The following is a 16975-nucleotide window of genomic DNA, read 5'->3' as shown; positions in this document are numbered from 1 at the left end:
GTCTGGATTGTCCTTGTTGTCACTCACTTCCCGCTTCCGGCCGGCGCGTCATGCGCTCGCCGGCCTCGTGCTGGGCTTGGCGCTGGTCGCCGGTGTTGCGGTGCCCGCGTCCGCCGACGCCGACACCGACGACACGCCCGACGTCCGCTGGTCGGTGACTCCGGCGAACGAGTCCGGACCCGACGGGCGGACGTTCGTCGAGAACGAGCTCGATCCGGGTGAGTCGGTCGACGACTACTTCGCGGTCCGCAACGTGAGCGACCAGACAGTCGAGTTCGCGCTGCTCGCAGCCGACGGCTTCTACACCAGCACGGGTCGATTCGACATCCTTCCGGCCGGCGAGGAATCCGTCGACGCGGGCACCTGGATCTCCGTCCCGGAGACGGTCACCGTCGATGCGGGCGAGACGGCTGTCGTTCCCTTCTCGATCACGGTCCCCGAACAGGCCGAGCCGGGCGACCACGCCGCCGGCATCACGGCCTCCATCGTGTCCGTCCAGGAGAGCGAGGACGGCACGGCGGTCGGCGTCGAGAGCCGCGTGGGCTTCCGCGTGACCACGCGGGTGACAGGAGAGATCACGCCCTCCGCGACGGTCGACGTGGTGTCGGGCGACTACTCCCTGTCGTGGAACCCGTTCCGTCCCGGCGAGGCGACGATCACGTTCCGCGCCGAGAACACCGGGAACACCATTCTCCTGGCCGAAGGCACGGTGTCCGCGGGGGGCGGATCCACCGTGTTCCCCGCCGAGGGGGAGCGCACCCTCGAACTCCTTCCCGGCGACTCGCGCGACATCACCGTCGTCGTCGACGGCGTCTGGCCGTTGTTCGTCGTGCCCGCGTCCGTGGTCGTCACACCCACGGTTGTGACGATGAACGGCGACAGCTCCACGATCGAACCCGTGACTGCTGACACAATCGTCTGGGCGGTGCCCTGGCCGCAGCTGCTGCTGCTGACAGGAATCGCCCTTCTCATCCTTGCGCTGGTCTGGGGCCGCCGCCGATCGAAGAAAAGGCTCCAGGTAATGCTCGAACAAGCTCGTGAAGAAGGCCGGCGTGCGAACGACGCGCCGGTGACCGACGTCCCGGCGGACGCCTCGTGACCCGCGCACGACGGCTGGCGGCGGCATCCGCCCTCATCGTGGCGGCGGTCCTCGCTCCCAGCCCGGCTCTCGCCGACGAGATCGAGACGGGATCGGACGGGGTGGTCGTCACCGTCGAGATCGAGCCGCTGCGCTGCGTCGTGGACTGCGGCGCCGGCGTGCTCCCGACCACCGGCGCCGACTACCCGATGCTCTTCGTCTGGCTGGCGCTGGTGCTGGTCGCGGCAGGCGCGGCCCTGCTGTTCGGACGGCGGGTTCGCGCGTTTTCCAACGTTATAGGTCGCGAGCCGGGCGCATCCCCCTACTATGTGGTCAGCGGTCGGCATGCCGACGACGCGGCCGAGGGACTCCCGTCCACGGACGCGACGGTTCCCTCGCGGGGTGACGCCCCCGGCCGCCCACGTCGAGCGAGGTAGGTCGCACCATGTCGGAACAGATCGCCAGGGGCTGGCAGCGCCCGAGCATCTACGACGTCGCCAAGCAGGCCGGCGTCTCGCATATGACCGTCTCGCGCGTGCTCAACGGGCACCCCAACATCCGCGAGTCGACCCGGGAGCGCGTGCTCCAGGCCATCGACGAGATGAACTACACGCGCAGTTCCATCGCGCGCGCCCTCGCCACGCGGCGCGCCATGCGCATCGGCATCCTCGTCGACAGTCCGGTGCAGTGGGGGCCGAACAGCACGCTCCGCGCGATCGAGAGCGCCGCGCGCGATGCCGGCTACGCGATCAGCGCGTTCTCGATCTCCGACGACGAAGAGTCACAGATCGACACCGGCGTCGTCGAGCTCGTGACGCAGGGCGTGGACGCGCTCTGCGTCATCGCCCCGCGCGCTTCGTCGCTCGATCTGCTGCGCCAGCAGAGCACGGGCCTTCCCACCCTGGTCATCAAGGCGGAGTCCGACCCCGAGATGCACACCGCCGCGGTCGATCAGCGCGCCGGAGCCATGGCCGCCGTGATGCACCTGATCGAGCTCGGTCACCGCTCGATCGCCCACCTGTCGGGGCCGCTGGACTGGTACGACGCGCGGGCCCGCGAGCAGGGCTGGCGGGATGCCCTCGCCGACGCAGGTCTGCCGATCGCGCCCCCGGTGGTCGGCGACTGGACATCGGACTACGGCTACACCTTCGGCAAGACCTACGACTTCGCCGACGCGACGGCGGTGTTCGCGGCGAACGACCAGATGGCACTCGGCCTCGTACACGGGCTGTCGGAGCGCGGGCTGAAGGTGCCGGACGACATCAGCGTCGTCGGCTTCGATGATCTTCCCGACGCGCGGCACTTCCTGCCGCCGCTCACGACGGTGCGGCAGGATTTCGCGGCCCTCGGCGCGCTCGCCCTCCAGATCATCATCGCGGCGATCGAGGGCGAAGAGGTCACCGAGCACGACATCATCGAGCCGCGATTGATCGTCCGCGGCTCGACCGCGCCGCCCCGCTCCTGACGCTCGATCGAAGGGACTCCGCCGCTCGAGGTGGGGCGCCTTTCGCGCGCGTACCGAAAAGGGGTATGTTGCCGCTCACGCGAAAGTGTTAATGTTCGCGGTAACGGAGAAATAACGAATCTGATCGAACTAGTTGCGCACAAGGTTGTTAGCGCGCACAATGGACTCGCACACACCCGAGAGTGTCCCGCTGGGGCACCGGCACTTCCTCGCCGACCAAGAAGCGTCGGGGAGTCTCAAGGAGGAGAAGAGATGGCAAACAAGAAGCGGATGCTCGGCCTGATCGGCTTCGTCGGCGCGGGGGCGCTCGCCCTCGGTCTCGCCGGCTGCGCAGGCGGCGGCAACGACGGCGGCGACAACGGCGACGGCGGCAACGCGGGCGGCGACGGCGAACTGACCACGGTCGGCTTCGTCGCGGTCGGCCCCGAGGGCGGCTGGCGCAACGCGAACGAGCAGGCGATCAAGGACGCGTTCACGCAGGACGCGGGCTTCGACCTGAAGTACGCTCCCGCGGCGAGCCCGACCGACCAGAAGTCGCAGATCGACGCCTTCGCGACGTTCGTGAACGACGAGGTCGACGTGATCCTCCTCACCGCGACCGAGGCTTCCGGCTGGGAGGACTCGCTCGAGCTCGCCCAGGAGGCTGAGATCCCCGTCATCCTGCTCGACCGTGGTGTCGACGCCAGCGACGACCTCTACGTCACGCGCATCGCCCCCGACAACGTCAACGTCGCCGGCACCGTCGGCGAGTGGGCCGTCGAGACCTTCCCCGAGGGCGCGAACTACTTCACGCTCGAGGGCGTTCCCGGCCTCTCGGTCGTCAACGAGCGCAACGAGGGCTTCGACGCGGCCATCGAGGGCGCTTCGGGCTGGAACAAGATCGGCGCGCAGACGGCCAACTGGACCGCTGACGAGGGCAAGTCGGTCATCGAGACCGTGCTGAAGGAGAACCCGGACCTCCAGTTCGTGTTCGCTCAGAACGACGAGATGGGCATCGGCGCGGCCGCTGCCGTGACCGCCGCCGGCCTGGTCCCGGGTGAGGACGTCAAGATCGCCACGATCGACGGCACCACCCCGGCGCTCGAAGCACTCGCCGCCGGTGAGCTGAGCTTCGTCGCCCAGTACAACCCGTTCTTCGGCGACCTCGCCGTCGACGCGGTCAACTCCGCACTGGCGGGCGACAGCGTCGAGAAGAACATCATCGTCCCCGGCGAGACGTTCGACTCGCCCGAGGCCGCTCAGGCCGCGATCGACGAGGGCAAGGGCTTCTGATTCGACTCTGTCGACGAAGCGAGAATTGATGCGAGCGGGGGTCGCCGTTCCGGCGGCCCCCGCTCGTGCTCGTTTCCCTCAGAACGCTCGCCCTGCAGCAAAGGATCCACGCAGCCATGATTGAACCGATTGCGATCGTCGAGGTCCGCAACGCGTCCATCACCTTCCCGGGAGTCAAGGCACTCGACGACGTCAGCTTCCGGCTGCTTCCCGGAGAAGTGCACACCTTGATGGGTGAGAACGGCGCCGGGAAGTCCACCCTGATCAAGGCGCTCACCGGCGTCTACCAGATCGACTCCGGCGAGATCGTCGTGGCCGGACAGGTGCGGCACTTCAACGGGACCGCCTCCGCCCAGGCTGCGGGGATCTCCACCGTCTATCAGGAAGTCAACCTCTGCACGAACCTCACCATCGGTGAGAACGTGATGCTCGGGCACGAGGTCCGAGACTGGACCGGCATCAACTGGCGCAAGACCCACGCCAAGGCCAGCGAGGCGCTCGCCCGCATGGGGCTCGGCGACCTCGACCCCCGCGCGCCGCTGTCGTCGATCTCCATCGCGCTCCAGCAGCTCGTCGCCATCAGCCGCGCGATGGTCACCGACTCGAAGGTGCTCATCCTCGATGAGCCCACCTCGAGCCTGGACGCGAACGAGGTCGAGGTCCTCTTCGACGTCATCCGCCGTCTTCGCGACCAGGGCGTCGCGATCCTCTTCGTCTCGCACTTCCTCGACCAGGTCTACGCGATCAGCGACCGCATCACGGTCCTGCGCAACGGCGCCTTCGTGGGCGAGTACCTCAAGCGCGACCTCGACCGCACGCAGCTCATCTCGAAGATGATCGGCAAGGACTTCGAGTCGCTCAAGGCGCTCGGCTCCAACCGGCAGACCCAGCAGCGAGACCGCAGCGTCACTCCGCTCTTCTCCGCCGAAGACCTCGGCCGCAAGGGCGCGATCGAGCCCACCGACCTCGACATCCACGCCGGCGAGGTCGTCGGCTTCGCCGGACTCCTCGGAGCCGGCCGCACCGAGCTCGCGCGTCTCATCGCCGGCGCGGACAAGTCCGACACGGGCACGATCCGGCTCCGCGGCAAGAAGGTCTCGCTGAACTCCCCCGTCGCCGGGCTCGCCCACGGCATCGCGTACTCGACCGAGAGCCGCCGTGACGACGGCATCGTCGGCGACTTGAGCGTCCGCGAGAACATCATGCTCGCCGTCCAGGCGCGACGCGGGTGGTTCCGTCGCGTTCCGGCCCGTGAGGTCGACCAGCTGGTCAAGACCTACATGGAGCGCTTCAGCGTGCGGCCGAACGACCCGGACCGTCCGATCCGCCTCCTCTCGGGCGGGAACCAGCAGAAGGTGCTGCTCGGCCGGTGGCTCGCCACCAACCCCGACCTTCTCCTGCTCGACGAGCCGACCCGTGGCATCGACGTCGGCGCGAAGGCCGACATCCAGGAGACCGTCGCCGAGCTGGCCGAGGGCGGCATGAGCGTCGTCTTCGTCTCGTCCGAGCTCGAGGAGGTCGTGCGGCTCTCCGAGCGGATCGTCATCCTCAAGGACCACCAGAAGGTGGGCGAGGTCGTCAACGGACCCGAAGTCACCGCCGAGAGCATCGTCTCCGTCATCGCCAGCGAGTCGGGCGATCAGGCCGAGAAGACCGCCGGCGCCCTCGCCGAAGAGGTCGCCACCGGCGAAGCATCCGCCGACCAGGAAGGGAGCGCGTCATGAACCGCGTCAAGATCGCACTGCGCACGCCGTGGTTCTGGGCCATCGTCGGCATCGCGCTGCTGCTGCTCATCAACACGCTCAAGAACCCGGCGTACCTCGCCGTCAGCGTCAACCCGACGACGGGGATGCTCACGGGCAACGTCCTCGACATCCTGCGCGTCTCGGCGCCGATCATCATGATCGCGCTGGGCATGACGTTCGTCATCGCCACGGGAGGCATCGACCTCTCCGTCGGCTCGATGATGGCGGTCGGCGGCGCGGTAGCGATGGAGACGCTGTCGAGTCTCAACGGGTCGTCGCCCATCGGCGCCATGCTGACTGCGGTCGGTCTCGCGCTCGCGCTCGCGATCGTGCTCGGCGCCATCAACGGCTTCCTGGTGTCGGTCATCGGACTGCAGCCCTTCATCACGACGCTCATCATGATGCTCGCGGCACGTGGCATCGCGCGCGTCATCACCGGAGGCCAGAACACCAACGCCACGAACGAGCCGTTCCGCCTCCTCGCGAACGGCCAGATCTTCGGGATCCCGACGAGCTTCGTGCTCGCCATCGCGATCGTGGCGCTCATCGCCCTGGCCATGCGGCGCACGGCGCTCGGCCTCATGATCGAGTCGATCGGCATCAACCCGCACGCAAGCCGGCTCGCCGGCATCCGTCCCCGCCCGATCCTGTTCGGCGTCTACATCCTCTCCGCCGCGCTCGCCGCTGTCGGCGGTCTCTTCAGCGTCTCGGAAGTGATGACGGTGAGCGTCGGCGGCACGGGCAACCTGATGGAGCTCGACGCCATCCTCGCGGTGGTCATCGGCGGCACGTCGCTCGCCGGCGGGAAGTTCTCGATCGTGGGCTCCACGGTCGGAGCGCTCCTCATCGCGACCCTGAACAAGACCGTGCTGTTCCTCGGCATCCCCGCTGCGGCGACCCCGGCGTTCAAGGCCATCGTCATCATCGTCCTCGTGCTGCTCCAGTCCGAGCGGGTGCGCTCGTGGGCGCTCGTGCGACGGAAGTCGCCGGGCACCCCGCCCAGCGGACCCGCGCCGACCGTGGAGCAGACCGCATCCGTCTCGAAGGAGGCCGTCGCATGAGCGCCTCAGGCACGCTTGTCGAAGCAATCCCCCCGGTTCCCGACCTCCCCGAGGGCAAGCAAGCTGCGCGCAGCGGTCGCATGGCGCGGCTGTGGGAACGCAACCAGACCCTGATCCCGACGCTGGCCGCGCTCGTGCTGCTGTTCGGCATGCTGATCTACGCCGAGGTCGCGTACGGCCGGGTGTTCCACGCCGGCACCATGTCGAGCCTCCTGATCAGCTTCGCCCCGACGATCATCCTCGCCGTCGGCATGACCATCGTCATCGTGTCGGGGGGCATCGACCTCTCCGTCGGCGCGGTGGTCGCGTTCAGCTCGGTCGCCGGCGTGATGCTCATGAACATCGGCATCAACGGCTGGGCCTCGATGCTGCTCATGATCCTGTTCGGTGCGCTGTTCGGTGCGGTCGCGGGCGTCATGGTCCAGTACTTCAACGTGCAGCCCTTCATCGCCACGCTCGCGATGATGTTCCTCGCCCGCGGACTGGCGTCGATCCTCTCGACCACGCCGGTCCAGGCGCCGGAGGACTCGCCGATCCACCTGCTCGCGACCGACTGGAAGCTCTATGACGGGCCGAAGGTCAACGATCTGACCGTCACCCCGGGCCTCATCATCGCGGTGCTCGTCGTGCTCGGCGGGATGTTCTTCCTGCACCGCAGCCGCAGCGGGCGCACGGTGTACGCGATCGGCGGCAACGAGGGCTCGGCCGGACTGATGGGTCTGCCCGTGGCGAAGACCCGCGTGGGGATCTACATCATCTCCGGAGCGCTGTCCGGCCTGGCCGCGGTCGTCTACACCGCGGAGGTCGGCGGCAAGGCGCAGAACGTCACCGGCATCGGCTGGGAGCTCGACGCGATCGCCGCCGTCGTCATCGGCGGGACGCTGCTCACCGGCGGGTACGGCTACATCCTCGGTTCGGTCGTCGGCGTGTTCGTGATCGCGGCCATGCGCCTCATCATCACGAAGGACGGCACCATCAACCCCGAGTACCTGACGATCATCACCGGCGGCGTCCTGCTCGTCTTCGTCCTCCTGCAGCGCGTGCTGACGAGGCGGAGGGCGAGCTGATGGATGCCGAGCTCCAGGCCGCGATCGACGCGGTGCGCGCCGACGTGGCGAAGCTCCACGCCGAGCTGGTGCGGTACAACCTCATCGTCTGGACGGGCGGGAACGTCTCCGGCCGCGTGCCCGGTGCCGACCTCTTCGTGATCAAGCCGTCGGGGGTGTCGTACGACGACCTGACGCCCGAGAACATGATCCTGTGCGACCTCGACGGCAACGTCGTTCCGGGCACGCCCGGCAGCGACCGCAGCCCGTCGAGCGACACCGCCGCCCACGCGTACGTGTATCGCCACATGCCCGAGGTCGGGGGAGTGGTGCACACCCACTCCACCTTCGCCGTGGCATGGGCGGCGCGCGGCGAGGAGATCCCCTGCGTGATCACGGCGATGGCCGATGAGTTCGGCGGGCCGATCCCGGTCGGTCCGTTCGCGATCATCGGCGACGACTCGATCGGGCGCGGCATCGTCGAGACCCTGTCGGGCCACCGCTCGCGCGCGGTGCTGATGCAGAACCACGGCCCCTTCACGATCGGCGTCTCGGCGAAGGACGCGGTCAAGGCCGCGGTCATGGTCGAGGACGTCGCGCGCACCGTGCACTACGCACGCGAGGCCGGGCCGCTGATCCCGATTCCGCAGGAGGCCATCGACCGCCTGTTCGACCGGTACCAGAACGTGTACGGGCAGTCGAGTGACGAGCGTCGCGACGCGGAGGACCAGGCATGACCCCGGATGATCTCCACACCTCCGCCTCGCGGACACTCGATCCGGCGGCCGCCGCCCAGGCGATCCGCGACGGCCGCACGGCGCTCGGCATCGAGCTCGGCTCGACGCGCATCAAGGCCTGCCTCGTTCTCGCCGACGATCCGTCCACGGTGCTCGCCGTCGGCAGCCACGCGTGGGAGAACCGGTTCGTCGACCGCCTGTGGACCTACGCGATCGACGACGTGTGGGCCGGCCTGCAGGCCGCCTACGCCGACCTCGTCGCCGACGTGCGCGACCGCCACGACGTCGCACTCGAGACCGTGGGCGCCCTGGGCGTCTCGGCGATGATGCACGGCTACCTCGCCTTCGACGCCCACGGCGAGCTGCTCACCGAGTTCCGCACCTGGCGCAACACCAACACCGATCGCTCGGCGGCCGTGCTCTCCGAGCTCTTCGGCGTGAACATCCCCCTCCGATGGTCGATCGCGCACCTCTACCAAGCCGTGCTCGACGAGGAGCCGCACGTCACCGACGTCGACTTCTTCACCACGCTGGCCGGTTACGTGCACTGGAAGCTCACCGGGCGCAAGGTGCTCGGCATCGGCGACGCGTCGGGCATGTTCCCGATCGACGCCGAGACGCGCGACTACGACACGCGCATGCTGGAGAAGTTCGACCGTCTCATCTCCGAGCGCGCCTACGGGCTCGAGGTCGCCGCTCTCCTCCCGGAGGTCGTCGTCGCCGGGGGGTCTGCCGGCGAGCTCACGGCCGAAGGGGCAGCCCTGCTCGATCCGAGCGGCGCCCTGAAGCCGGGCGCCCCGCTGTGCCCGCCCGAGGGCGACGCCGGCACCGGCATGGTCGCCACGAACTCGGTCGCGCCCCGCACCGGCAACGTGAGCGCCGGCACGAGCATCTTCGCGATGGTGGTCCTCGAGCGGCCGCTCGCGCAGGTGCACCACGAGCTCGACGTCGTGACGACCCCGGCCGGCGATCCGGTGGCGATGGTCCACTGCAACAACGGGGCCAGCGAACTCGCCGCGTGGGTGGGTCTCTTCGACCGGTTCGCCACCGTCAGCGGCGGAGACCTCCACGCCGACGACGTCTTCGAGGCCCTCTTCCGCGAGGCGCTCGACGGCGAGCCGGACGCGGGCGGCCTGCTCGCCTACAACCACCTGGCCGGCGAGCCGATCGCGGACCTTCAGGAGGGTCGCCCGCTCTTCGTGCGCACGCCCGAGAGCCGTCTGACGCTCGCGAACTTCATGCGCGCCCAGATCTACGGCGTCTTCGGCACGCTCGCGCTCGGCATGCGCGTGCTCGACGGCGAGGGTGTCGCCCTCGACCGCATGTTCGCGCACGGCGGCATGTTCCGCACCGCGGGCGTCGCCCAGCGGTTCCTCGCGGGTGCACTGGACGCCCCCGTGGCGGTGGCCGAGACGGCGTCCGAGGGTGGTGCGTGGGGCATCGCGGTGCTCGCGGCGTACCTCGCCGAGGCATCCGATCTTCCCCTCGATGCCTACCTGCGGGACCGCGTGTTCGCCGATGCGGAGTTCGACGTCGTCGAGCCCGACCCCGAGGACGTCCCCGGGTTCGCCGCCTACCTCTCGCGCTATCGCGCCGGACTCGCCGTCGAGCGAGCCGCCGTGCCGGCCCTCTGACCCCACCTCCCCCCACCTCGAAAGACCCAGAAGGACTCCCCATGACCCGTCAGCCTCTCGCCACCAGCCTCGATTCGTACGAGGTGTGGTTCGTCACAGGCAGCCAGACCCTCTACGGCGAGGAGACGCTGCGGCAGGTGGCCGAGCAGTCGCAGGCCGTCGCCGACGGGCTCGGCGGGCTCCCGGTCAAGGTCGTGTGGAAGCCGGTCCTGAAGGACTCCGACTCGATCCGCCGCCTGGCGCTCGAGGTCAACGGCCGCGACGACGTCATCGGCGTGATCGCCTGGATGCACACGTTCAGCCCGGCGAAGATGTGGATCTCGGGCCTCGACGCGCTGCAGAAGCCGCTGCTGCACCTGCACACGCAGGCCAACGTCGAGCTGCCGTGGGGCGACATCGACTTCGACTTCATGAACCTCAACCAGGCAGCCCACGGCGACCGTGAGTTCGGGTACATCCAGACGCGCCTCGGCGTGGCCCGCAAGACGGTCGTCGGCCATGTGTCCAACCCGGCCGTGGTGCAGCAGGTCGACGACTGGCAGCGCGCCGCCGCCGGCTGGGCCGCGGTGCGCACGCTCAAGCTCGCGCGCTTCGGCGACAACATGCGCTATGTCGCGGTCACCGAGGGCGACAAGACCGAGGCCGAGATCCGCTTCGGCGTGCAGGTCAACACGTGGGGCGTCAACGAACTGGTCGAGGCCGTCGATGCCGCGAGCGACGCCGACATCGACGCGCTCGTGCAGGTCTACCTCGACTCGTACGACGTGGCCGACGAGCTCCGGCCCGGTGCCGAGCGCCACCAGTCCCTGCGCGACGGCGCCGCGATCGAGCTCGGACTGCGCTCCTTCCTCGAAGAGGGCGGCTTCGGCGCCTTCACCACGTCGTTCGAAGACCTCGGCGCTCTGAAGCAGCTGCCCGGTCTCGCGGTGCAGCGCCTGATGGCGGAGGGCTACGGCTTCGGCGCCGAGGGCGACTGGAAGACGGCGATCCTCGTGCGCGTCGCCAACGTGATGGGCGCCGGTCTGCCCGGCGGGGCGTCGCTCATGGAGGACTACACGTACGACCTCGTGCCCGGCTCCGAGCGCATCCTCGGCGCTCACATGCTCGAGGTCTCGCCGACCCTGACGACGACCAAGCCGCGTCTCGAGGTGCACGAGCTCGGCATCGGCGGCAAGGACGACCCGGTGCGCCTGGTCTTCACGGCCGATTCCGGCCCCGCCCTCGTCGTCGCGATGAGCGACATGCGCGATCGCTTCCGCCTCGTGGCGAACGTCGTGCAGAACGTGGATGCGCCCGACCTGCCCAAGCTCCCGGTCGGCCGCGCGGTGTGGGAGCCCGCTCCCGACTTCGCGACCAGCGCTGCCTGCTGGCTCGCCGCCGGCGCCGCGCACCACACCGTCATGACGACCGCCGTCGGCATCGACGTGTTCCGTGACTTCGCCGACATCGCCAAGACCGAGCTCGTCGTGATCGACGAGGACACCACCGTCCGCGGCTTCCAGCGCGAGCTGCGGTGGAACCAGGCGTACTACCGACTCGCTCAGGGCTTCTGAGCACAACCACCACCCGACCCGAGGGGGCCTCACCGATGAGACCACAACCGACAACATCCACTCGCGTACCGCGCCGGCGCTCCCTGCGCCGCGGGGTCGCGGCATCCGTCGCCGCAGTCCTCGCGGTGTCCGTCATGGGCGTCACGGCCCCGCTGGCCGCGAACGCCGCCGACGTCCCGGCGCCGAGCGCACACTACGACATGTCCCACTCGGGCACGTCGCTGCTCGACGTGTCGGGCAACGGCCGTCACGCGACGCTGTCGGGGCTGACGGACGCGTCGTTCGCCGCAGCGGGCTCCGATGACGTGCTGCGGTTCCGCGCCGACGGATACGCATCGCTGCCCAAGGGACTGGTGACGGGGACCGACAACGACTTCACGGTCGAGTACACGGTGTCGACGCAGACCGCGGCGAACACCTTCGGCTGGGTCATCGGCGACGGTGTGGGGGCCTGGAACACGACACAGCTCGGCAACCACATCTTCCTGAGCCCGCGCTCGGCGCAGGGCGGGTACACCAACCAGGTGCTCGCGGCGATCCGGGTGAAGACCGACGGCAACAACGGCGAGAACCGCATGCCCGCCGGTGGCGGACTGAACGCCGGGTTCACGACGCTCACCATGGTCGGATCGGGAAGCACCCTGACGCTCTACCGGGACGGCGTTGTCATCTCGACGCTGACCCACACCCGCTCGCTGAGCTCGATCATCCCGAGCGGCAACGTGCTCGGCTACCTCGGCCGCCCGCTGTACCAGGGCGACTCGCTGCTGCGGGCCGACGTCTCGGACGTGAAGTTCTGGGACGTCGCGCTCACCGCCGACGAGGTCACGAGCAGCATGCCGGCCGCCGCCGACAAGACGGCCGCGACCGCGGCCCTGCTGCGCGGCGACGTGCTGGCGAACATGCTGGGGTCGAACCCGTCGCTCGATCAGGTGTCGAGCAACCTCACCCTCGGGGCGTCCGTCAACGGCGTCGCGCTCACGTGGTCGTCGTCGAACCCCGCGGTCATCTCGACCACGGGTGTCGTCTCGCGATCGATCGTCGATGACACGCCCGTCACGCTGACAGCGACGACGTCGCTCGGCACCACCCTGACGTTCGACGTGACCGTGCTCGCTCCGACCCTCTCGGCCGACCTCGACGCCATCACCCTGGCCGACCGCTCGACCGAGCATCTTCCGCTCGCCACGAAGGGCACAGTGAACGGCGCCGACATCACGTGGACGTCGTCGAACCCCGCCGTCGTGACGGCGACGGATGCCGCGTACCAGGCGCCGGCCGTCGGCGCGGCCGACCCGTTCCGCGGCGGCGGCCTCGTGACGCGTCCCGCCTACGGCGAGGGCGATGTCGAGGTGACGCTCACCGCGCACGCGACGCTCAACGGCCAGACCGAGGAGCGCTCGTTCGACGTGACGATCGCCGAGCAGGGCCGCTGGGCGCCGGACGCGGGCTACGCGTCGGCGTACTTCAAGTCCGACGGCGACGAGAAGATCTACCAGGCCGCGACGTCGGGCAACGACTTCTTCACCTTCTCGCCCGTGAACGGCGGAAACCCGGTGATCACGTCGACCGCTGACACCAAGGGCCTGCGCGACCCGTACATCCTCCGCTCCAAGGACGGCGACAAGTACTACATGGTCGCGACCGACCTCTGCATCAGCTGCGGCACCGGCTGGGGCCCTGCGCAGTCCGAGGGAAGCCTGAAGATCGAGGTCTGGGAGTCGACCGACCTCGTCCACTGGGATCGCACCAACGGCGAGAACACCGGCATCACCGTCAACCAGCCGGCCGCCGGCATGACGTGGGCACCCGAGGCGTACTGGGATGACGAGCTCCAGTCGTACGTCGTCTTCTTCGCCTCCCGCCTGTACTCCGACGCAAGCCACACGAACAGCGACAAGCTCTATGCCCGCATGTTCTACGTGCTGACCCGCGACTTCCAGACCTTCACGTACCCGCCCGCCACGTGGCAGGACACCGGGTATGCGCGCATCGACTCGACCGTCACGAAGATCGGCGACTACTACTACCGGTTCACCAAGAACGAGGAGGGCGGCGCCGCCGGCATCCTCGAGGCGGGCAAGGACATCTTCATGGAGCGTTCGAAGGCGCTGACCGCGCCCACGACGCAGTCCAGCTGGACGGCCGACCCGAACACGACGTGGCAGCTGACCGACACGCGCATGACGAGCCTCGAGACCGGCCAGGCGGGCGAGGGCCCGGAGATCGTCAAGCTCAACGCCGGCGACCCGAACAACAACGCCGTCGGCGACGGCTACGTGTTCCTCGTCGACAACTACGGCGCGGGCGGCTACCGCGCGTTCGTGACGAGCGAGCGGGCCATCGCCTCCAGCCAGCAGTCGGACCGTCTCTCGCAGCGCGCCGAGTGGGCCGTGCGCCCTGCCGGCGGCCTGCCGGCGAGCCCGCGTCACGGCGCCTTCGTGAGCGTCACGCAGTCGGTGCTCGACGCGATGCACGAGTGGACGGAGGTCGCGGCCGTGGCATCGACCACGACGCTGACGGCCGAGGACCGAACGGTCACCGCCGCCGTGACCGCGGAAGACGACGGCGACGTCGTCGGCACGGTCACCTTCTCGGGCGGATCGTGGACCCAGACGGTCGACCTCGAGGACGGCTCGGCCTCCGCGATCGTTCCGGCGGGTGTCGGCTCGGTGACGGCGCACTACGACGGCTACTCCGACGGGCTCGTGAGCCCCTCGACGTCGTCGGCGGTGTCGCTCGGCCTCCAGCTGTCCGCGACGGCCTCGACGCGCTGCGTCGCGGGCAAGATCACCGAGATCGTCAGCGTGACCAACGCCGACGACGTCGCGGCAACGGTCGCGATCGCGGGCGCCTACGGCAGCAAGACCGTCACGGTTGCCGGGGGCAAGACCGTCTCGGCCTCGTTCACGACCCGTGCCGCATCGATCGCTTCGCACGACGTGACGATCACGGGAGAGGCCGCCGGCGGCCTCACCCACTCCTCCACGGTGACGGTCGCGGCCGCCACCTGCCAGTAACCCGACGACGAGGGCCCGCGACGCAGGTCGCGGGCCCTCGCTCTGTCGCGGGATACTGGGACTCTCCCAACAAATCACCTGAGGACCTCGACCCATGGCACGCACTCCCTCGTCCGGCATCCAGCACGCGCTCCGCGCGGGCGACTACGAGGCGGTCATCGCCAGCGTCGGGGCGACGCTCCGCTCGCTCACGTACAACGGCCGCGACCTCGTCGTGCCGTTCGACGCCGACGAGGTGCGCCCCTCCTACCGCGGGGCGACCCTCGCTCCGTGGCCGAACCGCGTGGTCGACGGCCGATACACCTTCGGCGGTGCCGAGCACCAACTCGCCCTCACCGAGCCCGCGCGCTCGCACGCGCTGCACGGCCTCGCCGCGTGGCTGGACTTCGAGGCGATCGACAAGGGCCCCGACCATGTCACCCTCGCCGCCGTCGTCCAGCCGCAGACGGCGTACCCGTGGCGCATCGTCGTCACGACGACCTTCTCGCTCGGCCCCGACGGGCTGACGCAGACCGTGACCGCCCGCAACGACAGCAGCGAGCCCGCGCCGTGGGGAACCGGGCCGCACCCGTACCTCGTCGCCGGCGAAGGGCTCGTCGACGAGTGGACCCTCGAGCTCCCGGCGGCCGAAGTGCTGGCGGTCACCCCTGACCGGCTCATTCCGACCGGACTCGTCGCGGTCGATGCCGACGAGCCCGAGCGCTTCGACTTCCGCTCCGCGCGCCGCGTCGGCGCGGTCGAGATCGACCACGCGTACACGGCGCTCGCCCGAGACGACCAGGGCATCGCGACGGTACGGGTGACCGACGACTCCGGTTCCGGCGTCGAGATGGCGTGGGATGCCGCGTGCCCGTGGGTGCAGATCCACACCGCCGACAAGCCCGACGCCGCGCTGAGCCGGCTGGGGCTGGCGGTCGAGCCGATGACCTGCGCCCCCGACGCTTTCAACGCGGCGAACTACGCGTACGACGCGGGCCTCATCGTGCTCGAGCCGGGCGCGTCCGCCGAGGCGTCCTGGCGCATCGCGGCGATCGGCTGAACCGGCGCGCAGAGCCGAGCCCGCCGAGGGCGCGGCGGCGCCCTGCACCCTGCGGCCGGCTCAGAATCCGTCAGTGATGCCCGGGGTCTGTGATCCCGTGCCGTCCGTGGGGCACGGCGCTGCGTCCTGCGTCCGTCGCCGCCAGCGCCGGTGTCACCAGTGCGGCGACCACGACCGAGGCCGCAAGGATCGCCCAGACGCGCGGGGGAGCGGCATCCGCTCGCCCTCCACGTCTGCGCACGCGCGAGGCGCACGCGAGAGCGGTGACGAGAAGCAGGACGGCGAGCGCACCGATCGCCGCGAGGCTCGTTCGCACAGGATCGGCCGCGAGTGCCGCGACGGCGGCGGCGAGACCGGCCAGGCTTGCCGCGACGCCCGTCCGCGGGACGATGATGCGTCCGCGGACGAGCGTCGCAGCCCCCCATACGAGCGCGGCGGCGCCGAGAGCGACGAGGGCGGCGCCGGCCCCCCGGGCGGCACCTCCGTTCGTCAAGGCTCCCGCGCCCAGCGCGAGCTCGATGAGGCCCGCGCCCCACGCCGCGACAGCGGCACCGGAAGGCACGACGCCGCGGAACCCCGCGCGGATCGACCGCGCCCGCGGAGAGGCGTCCGGGCCTGCGTCGGCAGTCGGGATCGCGGTGGTCATGGTCTTTCCCGTCAGGCGGTCCGGCCCGAGGCTCCGGCGCGCACGCCGCGCTCCGCGCCGAGACCGACTCCGAGGAGCACCAGCGCACTCGCCAGATGCAGGAAGTGGTCGGCGGTGTTGAGCGCGAGGATGTTCAGCGCCGTGTCGACCAGGAAGAATCCGACGACGCCCAGCAGCAGGTAGACCGCTCCGACGGCGATGTTCACGGCCTTCGCCGCGCGGGCGTTGCTGAGGCCGGCGATGAGGAGTGCCGCACCGATCAGGAGGTGAGCGGTGTTGTGGAGCGGGTTGACCTCGAAGACTCCGAGGAGCAGGTTGCCCTCTGTCGCGATGAAGCCCACGCCGCCCGTGACGGCGAAGCCGAGGGCTCCCACGACGAGATAGACAGCGCCGAAGATCGTGGCGACGAGGCGGTTCGGTGACGAGCGCATGGCGTTCTCCTGTTCGTTGGCGGCGAGTGCCGCGATGCCCGATTGTTCGGATCACACCCCGGATCGGTTTGGACGCGCACTCATTCGCCAGCGCGGAGCACCAGCTCGCCCACGCATCGAGGGAGCGCGCCCACGCATGGCTGCGATCGGCTGAACCGGCGCGCCTCAGACGAGATGAGGGAGGTGCCGGCCCCCCGGTCGGCACCTCCCCGCGTCGCAGTTCCCGAAAGCGGCGCGACCCCCCGACG

At 69.7% G+C, this 16975-nt stretch carries 14 protein-coding genes; 12 read left to right on the top strand and 2 right to left on the bottom strand.

What is annotated here, in order from left to right:
- Positions 1-16: 16 nt before the first annotated feature.
- The 12 genes from H9622_RS03160 to H9622_RS03105 all read left to right on the top strand — a co-directional run bounded on the left by H9622_RS03160 (position 17) and on the right by H9622_RS03105 (position 15650).
- Positions 17-1099: a DUF916 domain-containing protein gene (locus tag H9622_RS03160; RefSeq protein WP_225221535.1), complete on the top strand. Its 1083-nt coding sequence runs from the start codon at positions 17-19 to the stop codon at positions 1097-1099.
- On the top strand, positions 1096-1515 hold the full coding sequence (locus H9622_RS03155; RefSeq protein WP_191764148.1) for an LPXTG cell wall anchor domain-containing protein: 420 nt from the start codon (positions 1096-1098) through the stop codon (positions 1513-1515). The genes H9622_RS03160 and H9622_RS03155 overlap by 4 nt, the downstream gene beginning before the upstream one ends.
- Positions 1516-1523: 8 nt before the next feature.
- Entirely contained in the window at positions 1524-2543 is a 1020-nt protein-coding gene (locus H9622_RS03150; RefSeq protein WP_191764146.1) for a LacI family DNA-binding transcriptional regulator, read from the top strand.
- Positions 2544-2795: 252 nt separating this feature from the next.
- Positions 2796-3815: a substrate-binding domain-containing protein gene (locus H9622_RS03145; protein WP_191764144.1), complete on the top strand. Its 1020-nt coding sequence runs from the start codon at positions 2796-2798 to the stop codon at positions 3813-3815.
- 116 nt (positions 3816-3931) lie between these two features.
- A complete protein-coding gene (locus H9622_RS03140; RefSeq protein ID WP_191764142.1) occupies positions 3932-5539 on the top strand; it encodes a sugar ABC transporter ATP-binding protein in 1608 nt (535 codons plus the stop codon).
- Entirely contained in the window at positions 5536-6621 is a 1086-nt protein-coding gene (locus H9622_RS03135) for an ABC transporter permease (protein WP_191764140.1), read from the top strand. Before H9622_RS03140 ends, H9622_RS03135 begins: the two co-directional genes overlap by 4 nt.
- On the top strand, positions 6618-7688 hold the full coding sequence (locus H9622_RS03130) for an ABC transporter permease (protein ID WP_191764138.1): 1071 nt from the start codon (positions 6618-6620) through the stop codon (positions 7686-7688). Before H9622_RS03135 ends, H9622_RS03130 begins: the two co-directional genes overlap by 4 nt.
- Positions 7688-8404, top strand: a complete 717-nt coding sequence (locus tag H9622_RS03125) for an L-ribulose-5-phosphate 4-epimerase (RefSeq protein WP_191764136.1) — start codon at positions 7688-7690, stop codon at positions 8402-8404. Before H9622_RS03130 ends, H9622_RS03125 begins: the two co-directional genes overlap by 1 nt.
- Positions 8401-10038 carry a xylulokinase gene (locus H9622_RS03120; protein WP_191764134.1) on the top strand — a complete coding sequence of 546 codons (1638 nt, stop codon included), beginning with the start codon at positions 8401-8403 and terminating at the stop codon, positions 10036-10038. The genes H9622_RS03125 and H9622_RS03120 overlap by 4 nt, the downstream gene beginning before the upstream one ends.
- Before the next feature lie 41 nt (positions 10039-10079).
- Positions 10080-11591, top strand: a complete 1512-nt coding sequence (gene araA / locus H9622_RS03115; protein ID WP_191764132.1) for an L-arabinose isomerase — start codon at positions 10080-10082, stop codon at positions 11589-11591.
- A gap of 134 nt (positions 11592-11725) precedes the next feature.
- Entirely contained in the window at positions 11726-14611 is a 2886-nt protein-coding gene (locus H9622_RS03110; protein WP_225221534.1) for an immunoglobulin-like domain-containing protein, read from the top strand.
- A 94-nt stretch (positions 14612-14705) separates the two neighbouring features.
- A complete protein-coding gene (locus tag H9622_RS03105) occupies positions 14706-15650 on the top strand; it encodes an aldose 1-epimerase family protein (protein WP_191764128.1) in 945 nt (314 codons plus the stop codon).
- 70 nt (positions 15651-15720) lie between these two features.
- On the opposite strand, the gene H9622_RS03100 is transcribed toward H9622_RS03105, so the two are convergent.
- The gene (locus H9622_RS03100) at positions 15721-16296 is read right to left on the bottom strand and encodes a hypothetical protein (protein WP_191764125.1); all 576 of its coding nucleotides are present in this window, start codon (positions 16294-16296) and stop codon (positions 15721-15723) included.
- Positions 16297-16307: 11 nt separating this feature from the next.
- Entirely contained in the window at positions 16308-16727 is a 420-nt protein-coding gene (locus H9622_RS03095) for a DUF4383 domain-containing protein (RefSeq protein WP_191764123.1), read from the bottom strand.
- Positions 16728-16975 lie beyond the last annotated feature (248 nt).

Origin of the sequence: Microbacterium gallinarum (assembly GCF_014837165.1) — a bacterium.
Lineage (GTDB): Bacteria > Actinomycetota > Actinomycetes > Actinomycetales > Microbacteriaceae > Microbacterium > Microbacterium gallinarum.
This window is presented reverse-complemented; position numbering and strand designations above follow the sequence as displayed.

Coding starts and splice junctions, on each gene's coding strand:
- H9622_RS03150 (WP_191764146.1), top strand. CDS start 1,524: ATGTCGGAACAGATCGCCAGGGGCTGGCAGCGCCCGAGCATCTACGAC.
- H9622_RS03095 (WP_191764123.1), bottom strand. CDS start 16,727: ATGCGCTCGTCACCGAACCGCCTCGTCGCCACGATCTTCGGCGCTGTC.
- H9622_RS03100 (WP_191764125.1), bottom strand. CDS start 16,296: ATGACCACCGCGATCCCGACTGCCGACGCAGGCCCGGACGCCTCTCCG.
- H9622_RS03110 (WP_225221534.1), top strand. CDS start 11,726: ATGGGCGTCACGGCCCCGCTGGCCGCGAACGCCGCCGACGTCCCGGCG.
- H9622_RS03105 (WP_191764128.1), top strand. CDS start 14,706: ATGGCACGCACTCCCTCGTCCGGCATCCAGCACGCGCTCCGCGCGGGC.
- H9622_RS03135 (WP_191764140.1), top strand. CDS start 5,536: ATGAACCGCGTCAAGATCGCACTGCGCACGCCGTGGTTCTGGGCCATC.
- H9622_RS03145 (WP_191764144.1), top strand. CDS start 2,796: ATGGCAAACAAGAAGCGGATGCTCGGCCTGATCGGCTTCGTCGGCGCG.
- H9622_RS03140 (WP_191764142.1), top strand. CDS start 3,932: ATGATTGAACCGATTGCGATCGTCGAGGTCCGCAACGCGTCCATCACC.
- araA (WP_191764132.1), top strand. CDS start 10,080: ATGACCCGTCAGCCTCTCGCCACCAGCCTCGATTCGTACGAGGTGTGG.
- H9622_RS03120 (WP_191764134.1), top strand. CDS start 8,401: ATGACCCCGGATGATCTCCACACCTCCGCCTCGCGGACACTCGATCCG.
- H9622_RS03130 (WP_191764138.1), top strand. CDS start 6,618: ATGAGCGCCTCAGGCACGCTTGTCGAAGCAATCCCCCCGGTTCCCGAC.
- H9622_RS03125 (WP_191764136.1), top strand. CDS start 7,688: ATGGATGCCGAGCTCCAGGCCGCGATCGACGCGGTGCGCGCCGACGTG.